Origin of the sequence: Methylobacterium sp. Leaf94 (genome assembly GCF_001426045.1) — a bacterium.
GTDB lineage: Bacteria > Pseudomonadota > Alphaproteobacteria > Rhizobiales > Beijerinckiaceae > Methylobacterium.
Map to the genome: position 1 here is coordinate 31045 of NZ_LMRM01000008.1, position 12284 is coordinate 43328.

12 protein-coding genes are annotated in these 12284 nt (G+C 71.2%); 10 read left to right on the top strand and 2 right to left on the bottom strand.

Annotated elements, in window-relative coordinates; all coding sequences use genetic code 11:
- Positions 1 to 312 precede the first annotated feature (312 nt).
- Entirely contained in the window at positions 313 to 987 is a 675-nt protein-coding gene (locus ASG63_RS06200) for a response regulator transcription factor (protein ID WP_056213171.1), read from the top strand.
- 118 nt (positions 988 to 1105) lie between these two features.
- Here ASG63_RS06200 and ASG63_RS06205 read toward each other — a convergent pair whose 3' ends face one another.
- Positions 1106 to 2509, bottom strand: coding sequence for a flagellin N-terminal helical domain-containing protein (locus ASG63_RS06205; RefSeq protein WP_056213173.1), 1404 nt, complete (start codon positions 2507 to 2509; stop codon positions 1106 to 1108).
- 333 nt (positions 2510 to 2842) lie between these two features.
- The gene (locus ASG63_RS06210) at positions 2843 to 3136 is read right to left on the bottom strand and encodes a PilZ domain-containing protein (RefSeq protein WP_056213176.1); all 294 of its coding nucleotides are present in this window, start codon (positions 3134 to 3136) and stop codon (positions 2843 to 2845) included.
- A 140-nt stretch (positions 3137 to 3276) separates the two neighbouring features.
- Here ASG63_RS06210 and ASG63_RS06215 point away from each other — a divergent pair, with 140 nt between their 5' ends.
- The 9 genes from ASG63_RS06215 to flbT all read left to right on the top strand — a co-directional run bounded on the left by ASG63_RS06215 (position 3277) and on the right by flbT (position 12273).
- Entirely contained in the window at positions 3277 to 3828 is a 552-nt protein-coding gene (locus tag ASG63_RS06215) for a hypothetical protein (protein ID WP_056213179.1), read from the top strand.
- A gap of 169 nt (positions 3829 to 3997) precedes the next feature.
- Positions 3998 to 4774, top strand: coding sequence for a DUF1217 domain-containing protein (locus ASG63_RS06220; protein ID WP_056213182.1), 777 nt, complete (start codon positions 3998 to 4000; stop codon positions 4772 to 4774).
- A gap of 6 nt (positions 4775 to 4780) precedes the next feature.
- Positions 4781 to 5506 (top strand): flagellar basal-body rod protein FlgF, encoded by a 726-nt coding sequence (gene flgF, locus ASG63_RS06225; protein WP_056213184.1) that lies wholly within the window; start codon positions 4781 to 4783, stop codon positions 5504 to 5506.
- 4 nt (positions 5507 to 5510) lie between these two features.
- Positions 5511 to 6836 (top strand): flagellar protein export ATPase FliI, encoded by a 1326-nt coding sequence (gene fliI / locus ASG63_RS06230; RefSeq protein WP_056213188.1) that lies wholly within the window; start codon positions 5511 to 5513, stop codon positions 6834 to 6836.
- Positions 6837 to 6978: 142 nt separating this feature from the next.
- Positions 6979 to 8217 carry a flagellar hook protein FlgE gene (locus tag ASG63_RS06235; RefSeq protein WP_056213189.1) on the top strand — a complete coding sequence of 413 codons (1239 nt, stop codon included), beginning with the start codon at positions 6979 to 6981 and terminating at the stop codon, positions 8215 to 8217.
- A 132-nt stretch (positions 8218 to 8349) separates the two neighbouring features.
- Positions 8350 to 10245, top strand: a complete 1896-nt coding sequence (gene flgK / locus ASG63_RS26360) for a flagellar hook-associated protein FlgK (protein ID WP_056213191.1) — start codon at positions 8350 to 8352, stop codon at positions 10243 to 10245.
- 5 nt (positions 10246 to 10250) lie between these two features.
- The gene (locus ASG63_RS06245; protein WP_056213193.1) at positions 10251 to 11300 is read left to right on the top strand and encodes a flagellar hook-associated family protein; all 1050 of its coding nucleotides are present in this window, start codon (positions 10251 to 10253) and stop codon (positions 11298 to 11300) included.
- 143 nt (positions 11301 to 11443) lie between these two features.
- Positions 11444 to 11791: a flagellar biosynthesis regulator FlaF gene (gene flaF / locus ASG63_RS06250; protein ID WP_056213195.1), complete on the top strand. Its 348-nt coding sequence runs from the start codon at positions 11444 to 11446 to the stop codon at positions 11789 to 11791.
- Between the two features lie 8 nt (positions 11792 to 11799).
- A complete protein-coding gene (gene flbT, locus ASG63_RS06255) occupies positions 11800 to 12273 on the top strand; it encodes a flagellar biosynthesis repressor FlbT (protein WP_056274198.1) in 474 nt (157 codons plus the stop codon).
- Positions 12274 to 12284: the final 11 nt, after the last annotated feature.

Below are 12284 nucleotides of genomic sequence, written 5' to 3' on the forward strand. Positions count from 1 at the left end.
CGCTCGCGAAACCGTGATCGATTTGCCACATCCGGCCCGTCCGAGGCCGTCCCTGGTATCCCAGAGGCCCGAAAATCGGACCGGGATCACAGGACGCCGAACCACTTAATCCAAAATTAACCATTTCCTTAAAGAAACATTTTTTAACGCAAGGCGACGGACGGCAGCGAATAGATCCTCTTCAAGAGAGGCCGCTGCGAAGTCATCATCAAGTAAAACCTGGATGCCAAGGGCGAACAACGAAGTCGCTCCGCTTCCAAGGTGATCGTCCGGTGGGCTTGCAAGACAGTTCGTTTTCGGCGGGGCGCTGAAATGTATATCGTTGTCGATGAGAGGCACTCGGTGGCCGCCGAGTACGTGGCGGGTTTCAACGCGCAGGCGGTTCCGGCACGCAGCACGAATGCAGACGACTTCCTGGCTTGGCTCGCCGGAAACCCGGCCGATGCTCTCCAGGGGATCGTGCTCGGCGAATGCGCCGATCGCGCCAGCCGGACCGCCAGGATCCGCAGCTTCTCCCAGGCGCCCATCATCGCCCTCAACGAGACCCGCTCCCTGGAGCAGACCCTCGACCTCTTCACCGCCGGCATCGACGACGTCGTGCGCCGCCCGGTCCATGTCCGCGAGATCCTGGCGCGGGCCGAGGCGATCCGCCGGCGCGGCATCCGCGGCGAGATCCAGGCGCCTGCCGCCCAGGATCGCAGCGGCCGCCTCAAGGTGTTCTCCGACGGCCGCGACCCCGAGATCGACGGGATCAGCCTGATCCTGCCGCGCCGCGAGCGGCACATCCTCGAGTATTTCGCCGGCCATCGCGGCCGGCAGCTCAGCCGGGCGCAGATCTTCACCGCGGTCTATGCCGACCACGGCACCGACGTCGAGGAGAGCGTGGTCGAGGGCCACATCAGCAAGCTGCGCAAGAAGCTGCGGATGCGCCTCGGCTACGACCCGATCGAGGCCAAGCGGCTGGCCGGCTACACCTTCGTGGGCTGATCCGCGCCCGGGTCCCGCCGCGGTCGCGCACCCTCCGGAATGCAAAAGGCCACGCCTCCTCGCGGAGGCGTGGCCTGTCTTGCGTGGAGCGCCCCGGAGTTCCGGGGCGCCGTTCGGCTCAGCGGAAGAGCGAGAGGACGTTCTGGCTCGCGGCGTTGGCGATGCTGAGGGCCTGCACGCCGAGCTGCTGCTGGGTCTGCAGGGCCTTGAGCTTCGTGGACTCCTCCTCGATGTCGGCATCGACGAGGGTGCCGATCGTCCGGTCGTTGGCCTTCATCAGGGTGTCGATGAACGACTTCTGGCCGTCGATCTGGGTCTTGTTGGCACCGAGCTTGGTGCCGGCATCGGTGACCTTGGCGATCGCCTTGTCGACCATGTTGATGATGCTGCTGAGGTCGGCGTCGCCGGCGGTCCCGACCAGTTTCGAGATGTCGAAATCGGCGACGGTGTAGTTACCCGTGACCCCTGGGGTGGTGTAGGTGCCGCCGGCCGTGTCCAGGATACCCTTGCTCACCACCGTGGTCGCATCCGTGCCGGTTGCCAGCTTTCCGGTGGCCGTCGCGCCACCGTAGCCGAGGTCGACGGTGTTGGCTGCGGTGGTGTTCACCTGGAGGGACTCCGGCGAACCGACCGTGCTCCGGGTAAACGTGAGGCGGCCCTGGGTGTCGAGACCGGCGGTGACCTTGCCGGCCAGATCGACTGAGCCGGCGATCTGGTTGTTGATCGCCGAGAGCAGCTCATCGGTGGTCACGCGGGCCAGGTTCGAGACCGCCGAGGTGAGGCTGGCCTTGTTGAGCGTGATCACGGCCGCGGTGGCGGAGCCGTCCACGCGGATGTCCAGCGCGACTGTGGCGGCGCCCGAGAAATCGGCCGTGCCCCGGTTCGCGGGCGTTGCGTCCGCCGGACGGAAGGCCGTCAGACCGGTCATCGTCTGGGAGCCGAACACCTGGGCGGCCGTGCCCGGCACGTCCACGCTGGTGCCCGCGTTGGCGTCGTAGAGCTTGATCTCGTTGACGTTGATCTTGACCGTCGAGAACGCGATGTCGCCGTCGGCCTCACGCGAGAACCCGGCGATGACCAGGCGATCCTTCTGATAGGTCGATGCGGAGGAATCGACCGAGAGCCAGTTCTGGCCGCTCGACACCGACGACTTGGCGGTGCTGTCCATCTTGTTCTGGATGGCGTCGATTTCGACCTGCACCTTGGCGCGGTCGACGCCGGGCTGCAGGGCCGTCTGCAGCTTGGCGCGCATGTTCTGCAGATCGGAGATCGCGGAGTTCAGGCCGTTGTAGGCGGTGTCCACCGCCGAGGAGCCGAGGCCGAGGGAGTCCTTCACGGCACCGAGCGAGGCGTTGTCGGTGCGGACCGTGGTGGCGATCGACCAGTAGGCGGCGTTGTCCGCGGCGCTCGAAACCCGCTGGCCGGTCGAGACCCGGTTGCTGGTCATGTCGAGCTGGGTGTTGATGCTTTTCAGGGTCGTCAACGCCGTCATGGCGGCGTTGTTGGTCAGCAGGCTGGTCATTGCGAGGATGTCCGGTTGGCAGGAATTGCAAGGAATTCGTGTGCGTAGCCGAGCAATACGCCCCGAGGGCTAAAGATCTCTCTCAGGAGAGGTCGAGTATTGCTTCATACATCCCGGAGTTTCACCGGACCGGTGGGACGACATCATGTCTATAGGTCCACGAAACCTATCCACCGCGTTCGTATCGAGGGGCTTCCGTCCCGATCCGGGACAGTCGCTTGCCGATGAGGCGACTATGCCCGGTCCGGCTTAGCAGGAGCTTAAGGCCGATCGCCCGGGCCTGTGCCCGGATGTGCCGCAGGCCCGCGGGACGCACCCCCGAGGGGGACGGTTTCAGTCCTGGGCCAGGAAGGTCACGCCGGCGAAGTCGGCGCGCTGCCAGCGCAGCCGGACCGCGACGGTCCGGAGTTCGTGGCCGGCTATGACGAGATCGAAGCGCTCGGGCAGGGGGGTCGGGCGCGGCAGGCGCAGGCTCGCGCCCTTCGGCGAGAGGTCCCGGACGATGCAGGGCACCAGGCTCTCCGGGCCGAGGACGATGCGGCCCTGCTGCATCACGCGGAAGCGCTTCGGCGAGGGCGTGCGCGCGGGCCGGTCTCCCCGGGCAACCGCCTCCTGCCAATCCGCCATCGTCCCGCCGTCCCGTCCGCGACCTGCGGGCAGGCTTAACAGCGGGTTTCCGGACTGTCGATCCGGGCCGGATCTTAACGGCTTGGTAACTATAACATGTGAGTGTTTTGGCTCGTCCGCCGGCTCCCCTTGCGATGGCCATGACCCCGACCTTCTCCCGTCGCGCCGCCACCCCGCTCTCGCCGCGTCCCGGCTACACCCGTCCCTCCGCCGGGGCCGAGATCCTGCGCCGGTCCCGGGCGGCCGCCGTGGAGCGCGCCGCCGTCGGACTCTGCCTCGGCCTCGCCGTGGTTTCGGGCACCTTCGCGGCCTTCGCGATCACGGGCGCCTCGAACACCTATTCGGTCCAGCCGTTCCTGCCGGCGGTGGGCGGCGGCTTCGCCTGGAAGCGGACGGCGACCCCCGTCCGCGAGGCGGCCCTCGACCTCGATCCGACCACCACCGGCGCGCTGCCCGATCCCGTCCCGCCGCGCGCCGACGAGCCGCGGGGCGACTCCGCCGCGAAGGCACGGGGCTACGTCCTGCGCCGGGTGACGGAGGGCGCGGCCCTGGTGGAAGGCCCCGAGGGCCTGCGCCAGGTGGTGCCGGGCGCCGTCCTGCCGGGCGCGGGCCGCATCCTCTCCATCCGCGCCACCGGGTCCGGCTGGGTCGTGATCACCTCGGAGACGATCATCGGGCCGACCCCGCTGTGACGGCCGCCCGCGGCCCGGTCTCGGCGCCAGCCTCCGGCAAGCCCCGCGGCCTAGGCCGGACGGGGGCCGCCCCGGCTCCGTTCCGCGACGCCTCGGGCGCCCGGCCGTCCCGCCCCTCTCTTTGCAATCCGGCGATGCCACCGCGCCGCACGAGCGATCGCGCCCTGCCATGACGAGCACCTTCACGAGCTACCGCCTGATCGCCCGCGACCTCGACGGCACCCTGGCGCGCAAGGCCGCGCAGCCCGACGTCGCCCGCGAGACCGCCTACTACAAGGCGAAGATCGGCGACGTGAAATCCATCGACGATTTTCTCGGCGACCGGCGCCTCTACGCCTACGCGATGAAGGCCTACGGCCTGGAGGACATGACCTACGCCAAGGCGTTCATGCGCAAGGTGCTGACCGAAGGGGTCTCGGATTCGAAAGCCTTCGCCAACCGCCTCGCCGACGACCGCTACGTCGCCTTCGCCAAGGCCTTCGACTTCAACACCTACGGCGCCTTCACGACGACGCTGCCCGCCGCCACCACGGACACCACCGCCGCCTACCTGCGCCAGAGCCTGGAGACCGATGCGGGCAGCGAGGATGCCGGCGTGCGTCTCGCCCTGTACTTCGCCCGCATGGCGCCCACCGTCTCCTCGGGCTACGGCGTTCTGGGCGATCCGGCGCTGTCGCAGGTGGTCAAGACCGTCCTGGGCCTGCCCGACAGTTCCAGCGCGGACGGCATCGCCGGCCAGGCGGCGATCATCGAGAAGAGGGTGGATCTCGCGAGCTTCAAGGACCCGGACAAGCTGCAGCGCTTCGTGCAGCGCTTCACCGCGATCTGGGATGCCCAGAACAACGCCGCGTCGGCCCCCGTCCTCAACCTGTTCGCCGATTCCACCGCGCAGGGCCTCGACGCGAGTCTGCTCCTCAGCCTCCAGCGCATTCGTTTCGGGAGCTGAGGCGCCATGCAGAACGCCCTCTACGTCTCGCTCTCGGCGCAGATCGCCCTCGACAAGCGGCTGAACGCGGTCGCCAACAACGTCGCCAACCTGTCCACCAGCGGCTACCGCGCCGAGGACACCAAGTTCACCGCGCTCCTCGCCCAGGCCACCAAGGGCGCCGTCGCCTTCGCCTCCTCCGGCGACACCTACATCTCCCAGCGGGCCGGGCCGACGATCAAGACGGACAGCCCCCTCGACGTGGCGGTCCAGGGCGAGGCTTGGTTCGCGGTGCGGGGCGCCAAGGGCCCCGTCTATACCCGCGACGGCCGCATGACGATGGACGCGCTGGGCCAGCTGCGCAGCCTCACCGGCCAGCCGATGCTGGATCCCGGCGGCGCGCCGATCCTGCTCGATCCGCAGGCCGGCCCGCCCACCATCGGGCGCGACGGCAGCGTCTCGCAGGGCATCAACCAGGTCGGGGCCATCGGCCTCTTCACCCTCGACCCGAAGACCACGATCACCCGCGCCGAGCCGAACGGCGTCAGCACCAGCCTGCCGGCGGTTCCGGTGCAGGACTTCACCCGCATGGGCATGGTCCAGGGCTATGTCGAGGGCGCCAACGTCAACCCGGTGCTGGAGATGACGAAGCTCATCACCATCCAGCGCGCCTTCGAGAGCGCGGCGACGCTCAGCGCCGAGACCGAGACCACCTTCTCCGGGGCGATCCGCTCCCTGAGCCCCCAGGGCTGAGCCGATGCCCGATCTCCTCGACCGCCTCGGCGCGGCCCTGGCGAGGGGCCGCGAGGCCCTGCCCCTGGTGCGCGTCGGCGGCCCGATCCAGGAGGTCACCGCCAGCGCGGCCCGCGTCGCCGGCGTGGCGCCGTTCATGACCCTCGGCGACCGCATGGGCTTCCTGGCCAACGGCCGCGAGCAGATCGGCGAGGTCGTGCGCGTGGATGCGGGCGGCGTGACCGTGAAGCCGTTCGATTCCCGGATCGAGGCCGGGATCGGAACCCTGGCCTATCGCCTCGGCGACCCGACCCTGCGCCCGGACCCGAGCTGGAAGGGCCGGGTGATCGATGCCCTCGGGCGCCCCATCGACGGCCTCGGCGACCTCGTCCCGGGCGCCCGCGCCGTGCCGCTGGAAGCCGCCCCGCCCCCCGCCATGGAGCGGGCGCGGGTGACGCAGCCCCTGCGCACCGGGGTTCGCGCCCTCGACCTGTTCACCCCCCTCTGCCTCGGCCAGCGCATCGGCATCTTCGCCGGCTCCGGCGTCGGCAAGTCGACCCTGCTGGCGATGCTGGCCGGGGCCACCGGCTTCGACAGCGTCGTCGTCGCCCTGGTGGGCGAGCGCGGCCGCGAGGTGCGCGAATTCCTGGACGGCGCGATGGCGCCCAACCGGGCCCGGTCCGTCATCGTCGTCTCCACCGGGGACGAGAGCCCGATGATGCGCCGTCAGGCGCCCAAGATGGCGCTCGCCATCGCGGAATCGTTTCGCGACGCCGGCGAATCCGTGCTGCTCATCGTGGATTCCGTCACGCGCTACGCCCACGCGGCCCGCGACGTCGCCCTGGCGGCCGGCGAGCCCGCGGTGGCGCGGGGCTATCCGCCGAGCGTGTTCTCCGACCTGCCCCGCCTCCTCGAGCGGGCCGGCCCCGGCCTCGACGGCGCCGGCACCATCACGGGCGTGTTCTCGGTGCTCGTCGACGGCGACGACCACAACGATCCCGTGGCGGATTCGATCCGCGGCACCCTCGACGGGCACGTGGTCCTCGACCGGGCCATCGCCGAGCAGGGCCGCTATCCGGCCGTGCACCTCCTCGGGTCGATCTCGCGCCTGGCCTCCGAAGTCTGGACGCCCGAGCAGCGCGAGCTCGTCCGGCGCCTCAAGGCCATGATGGCCCGGTTCGAGGAGACCCGCGACCTGCGCCTGATGGGCGGCTACCGTACCGGCGAGGATGCCGAGCTCGACCAGGCCATCCTCCTCGTGCCGCGGATCTACGAGGCTCTGCGTCAGGAACCCGGCATGGCGGCGAGCCAGGACGCGTTCCTGGAGCTCGCGCAGTTCCTGCGGACGTGAGGCCGATCATGCCGCCCGCTGCCCCATCCACCCCGTTCCATCCCCCGCGCGCGCGGCCACCCAGCCCCGCGCAAGCCTGCCTTCCTTTAGTGCCCGCCACACCGTCGCGCCGCGCCGCGATCCCCCTCTTCGAGGTGACGTCATGAGTCTCATCAGCGTTTTGCGCACCGGCGTCTCCGGCATGAATGCGCAGTCGAACCGCATCTCCACCGTCGCCGAGAACGTCCAGAACTCGAGCACCACGGGCTACAAGCGCTCGGCGGCCGAGTTCTCGTCCCTGCTGATCGATGGCGGCTCCACGGCGAACTACACCTCCGGCGCGGTCGAGACCACGATCCGCCGGTCGATCGGTACCCAGGGCCCGGTCACCTTCACGTCCTCGAAGACCGACCTCGCCATCCAGGGCAACGGCTTCTTCGTGGTGCAGGACGACAACAAGGCGTCCTACCTGACCCGCGCCGGCAACTTCGTGGTGGACGGGCCGACGGGCAACCTCGTCAACGCCGGCGGCTTCACCCTGATGGGCTACAGCCTCGTCGACGGCCAGGCGCCGACCCCCGCCCTCAACAGCACCGACGGGCTGGTGCCCGTGAACATGGCGAGCCTCGGCCTCCGGGCGTCGCCCTCCACCAAGGCGACGATGGGCGGCAACCTCGCGGCCGACACGCCGACGCTCGGCGGAACCGTGTCGCCGACGAACTATTCGAAGAAGACCTCGCTCGTCACCTACGACAAGCTCGGCAACAGCGTCACCCTCGACATCTACCTGAAGCACGCGCCCGCGGACGCGGCCGCCACTCCGCCGGTCCTCCCCAACACCTGGACCGCCTCGGTCTATGGACCGGACCAGACGGCCCTGACCGCGCCGATCCAGTTCGTCTTCAACGCCGACGGCAAGCTCTCCGGCCCGACCACCGCGAGCTTCACGATTCCCGGGGGCGAGCCCTTCACCCTCGACATGAGCGGCATGACGCAGCTCGCCGGCGCCGACGCCCTCAAGGGCACCGCCAACGGCAAGGCGCCCTCGGCCGTGACCGGCACCGAATTCGGCCCGGACGGCCTCGTCTACGCGACCTACGCCGACGGCACCCGCCTCGAGGCCTTCAAGATCCCGATCGCCGAGGTGAAGAGCCCCGACAATCTCGATCCACGCGCCGGCAACGTCTACCTGCCGTCGCTGAACTCCGGCGACCTCCAGATCGGCTTCGCCGGTCTCGGCGGCCTCGGCACCCTCAAGGCGAGCGCCCTGGAGCAGTCCAACGTCGACGTCAGCACCGAGCTGACCTCGATGATCGAGTCGCAGACCGTCTACACCGCCAACTCGAAGGTGTTCATGACCGGCAACGAGCTGCTCGAGACCCTGATGAACCTCAAGCGCTGAGGCCACGCCGGAGCCCGGCACCGGGCTCCGGCACCGGGCTCCGGCGCCGGGCCTCGACGCCCCGTCCGCCGCGCCCCCCCGGTGCGGCGGCGCCCGCCGCCCACCATCCGCCCGCTTTCCAGGACACACCCGATGGGCCTCGCCCTCGCCCTCAACTCCGCCCGGACCTCGCTACTCGCGACCTCGACGCAGATCGCCGTCGCCGCGCGCAACACGGCCGGGGCGAGCGATCCGTTCTACACCCGCAAGATCGCCAACCTGGTGGCGGCCGGCGGGGGCAGCGCGGTCTCGATCCAGCGGGCCACCGACGTCGCCCTGTTCGACCGCAAGCTCGCCGGGACCTCCTCCGTGGCCGCGAGCGAGGCCGTGCTCGACGGTCTCGCCACCCTTCAGGGGACCATCGGCGACACCGGCGACGGCACCTCTCCGGCCGCGCGCCTCGGGGCCCTCAACGCGGCCCTGAAGGCCGCGGCCAACCAGCCCGACGACGTGGCGCTGGCGCGCGACGCGGTCGACCGGGCGCGCGACCTCGCGACGAGCCTGAACAGCAGCGCGGCGGCCGTCGAGACCGTGCGCGCGCAGGCCGATGCCGGCCTCGCCGAGTCGGTCGTGCGCATCAACGACCTCCTGTCCCAGTTCGAGGCCGCCAACCGGGTCGTGACCCGCGGCACCGCGAACGGCAGCGACGTGACCGACGCCCTCGACGACCGCGACCGCATCCTCGCCGGCCTGTCCCAGGAGATCGGCATCTCCACGGTCGTGCGCGCCGGCAACGACGTCGCGATCTACACCGACAGCGGCGTCCCCCTGTTCGAGCGCAGCGCCCGGCGCGTCGCCTTCACGCCCACCGCCGCCTTCCCGGCCGGCACCACCGGGGCCGCCGTCATCGTCGACGGCGTGCCGGTGACGGGCGCCGATTCCCCGATGCCGGTGCAGTCCGGCCGCATCGCCGGCCTGGCGGAGCTGCGCGACGGCGTGGCGACCCGCTACGAATCCCAGCTCGACGGGATCGCCGCCAGCCTCATCGACGCCTTCGCCGAGACCGGGACCCGCGTCCTGAACCAAGCGACGCGCCAGGTGAGCGCCCTCGGCGCCCTCGCCACGACGGAGGCGTTCCGCCCGGGGGCCGCCGCGGGCACGGCCGGGACGGCGGATCTCGGCGGCGCCAACGAAGTGGCGTTCGCCCTTAGCCTCGCCGACGGCTCCGCCGTCAAGATCGTGCTGAACGCGAGCACGATGGCGGGTGCGGCCGCCGACCCGTCCCGGGTGACCCCGGCCGAGCTCGTCGCCGCGATCAACGGCCGGATCGCCGCCGACACCGCGACGCCGTCGCTCTCCGGCAAGGTCACCGCCGCCCTCGACGGCGCCGGGCGCCTCACCTTCACCGCCGCGGCGGCCTCGGGGGCCGCCGCGCAGCTCACGGTCCAGAACCTGGACGCCACGGCCGGCCGGACGCTGGTCGATGTCGGCTTCGGCGTTACGGGCGGGGTCCCGCCGCGGGCGGCCGGCCTGTTCGCGGCGGATGCCGGCGGGTCGGTGCCGAGCGGTCCCTTCGCCGCCACCGGGCTGGCCGCCCGGCTCCGGGTCAACGCCTCGGTCGATCCGCAGCGCGGCGGCGACGTCGCGCTGCTGCGGGACGGCGGCATCGCGGGGGCCGATTACCGGTCGAACCCGGCGGCCAGCGGCGGCACCGCCTTCGCGGGCCGTCTGCGGACGCTGGCCTCTGTCCTGACGGCCGACCGCGCCTTCGACGCCTCGGCGGATCTTCCCAGCCGCGGCAGCCTCCAGGATTTCGCCACGGCGTCCGTGGGCTGGCTCGCGGGCAAGCGGCAGGCCGCCACCGCGGAGTCGAACTACCAGTCGACGCTGCTCGCCCGCGCCTCCGACGCCTATTCGAACGCCACCGGCGTCAACACCGACGACGAGACGGCGACGACCCTCGCGCTCGAACGGTCCTACACCGCCTCGGCCAAGCTGCTGACCCTGGTGAACGATCTCCTGAAAACCCTGATGGACGCGGTGCGATAGACCCCATGCGGACCAACGCCCTCTCCACCCTGAGCTTCTGGAACACGCCGCGCATCGGCGTGGCCCGCATGCAGTCCGACATGGCGCAGGCCAACCAGGAGATCGTCACCGGCCGTTATGCCGATGTCGGCCTGGCGCTCGGCAGCCGCACCGGCCTCGCCGTCGGGCTGCGCCAGAAGAGCGCCGAGCTCGCCGCCCTGCGCGACAGCAACAACGCCGCGAGCCTCCGGCTCGGCACCTCGCAGGCCGTCCTGAAGCAGATCCAGGACGGGGCCGACGCCACCCTGACGGCGCTGACGGGCGTCCCCGAGGACAAGCGGGCCGGCGTCCTCAAGGACATGGCGGCGAACCGGCTCGGCACCCTGACCGCGCTCCTCAACACCTCCGCGGGCGGCCAGTACGTCTTCGGCGGCACCCGGACCGCCGCGGCGCCGATGTCCACCTACGCGACGAGTCCGGCCTCCCCGGCGAAGACCGCCGTCGACGCGGCCTTCCGCGCGGCCTTCGGGCTGTCGCAGGACAGCGCCGGCGTGAGCGCGATCACGGAGGGCGACATGGCGGCCTTCCTCGACGGGCCGGCCTTCCAGGGCCTGTTCGCCGAAGCGTCGTGGGGGACGACCTGGTCCGCGGCCGGCACCGCGCCCCTGACCAACCAGATCTCGCTCAGCGAGACGGTGGAGACGTCGGCGAGCGCCAACGCACCGGCCCTGCGCAAGCTCGCCATGGCCTACGTGATGGCCTCCGAACTCGGGTCCGCGAACCTCTCGGCGGCCGCCCAGGGCGTCCTGACCACGCGGGTCGCCGGGCTGCTGGGCGAGGCGAGCAAGGGCCTGATCACGCTCCAGGCCGATCTCGGCCGCTCGCAGGCCGCGATCGCGGCGGCCAACACCCGGCTCGAGTCGCAGGCCTCGCTGCTCGACGCCCAGATCATGGACATGGAGGGCGTGGACCGGGCCGAGGCCAAGACCCGGGTCGACCGCCTGTCGACGCAGGTGCAGATCTCCTACGCCCTGACCGCGCAGCTGCGGCAGCTCTCCCTCGTCAACTACCTCTAGCGCGGCGCGGGGCCCGGACGACCGAGCCCCGTCACGACCCGGCGGCGGGCGCCTTCCCCGGAAGGCTCCGTCGGCCCCAACGGCTCATCGGTCCGATCCGCGCCCGGGCGCGGCGGGCCGCGGATACACGGGACAGGACCGATATGTACCAGTTTTCCTACGCCGAGATCCTGGAGGAGGCCCCGGCCATCGCGCGCGAGCGCGAGCGCGCCGCCTTCGACCGGGCGCTCGACCTGCTGCGCATCGCCGACCGGCCCGATGCCCAGCAGCCGGATCGCGCCATGGCGGCCGGCTTCCTGCAGAGCCTCTGGGGCGTGCTCATCGAGGACCTCCAGAGCGAGGAGAACGGCCTGCCGCCGGACCTGCGCGCCGACCTCGTCTCCATCGGCCTGTGGAGCATGCACGAGGCCAACGCCGTCATCGCCGAGCCCGACCGCGCCCTGTCGGCGCTCATCGCGGTCAACACCTCGATCCGGGACGGCCTGCGGTGAGCCGGACCATGCGCCTGTCCCTGCGCGCCGGCGAGCGCGTCTACGTGAACGGCGCGGTCCTGCGCGTCGATCGGAAGGTCTCCCTGGAGCTTCTGAACGACGCCACCTTCCTGCTCGAGACCCACGTGCTGCAGGCGGAGGCGGCGACCACGCCCCTGCGCCAGCTCTACTTCGCGGTCCAGGCGCTGGTGATCGATCCGGCCAACGCGGACGGCGCCCGCGAGCTCTGCCGCACCCTGCAGGCGGGTCTCCTCGCCGTCGTCGCCGATCCGGAGATCCGCGAGGGCGTCCTCGGCGCCGGCCGGCTCGTCGAGGCGGGCCGGCTGATCGAGGCGCTCAAGCTGATCCGCGGGCTCTACGCGGCGGAAGCCGCCCTCATGGCCGCCCCCTCGGCCGCCCCCTCGGCCGCCCCCGCTCCGGTAGGGGCCGCCGCACCGGTGCTGCGGGCCGCGCCCGTCGTATCCCCCGTCCACCCGGCCTGACCGGGCCATCG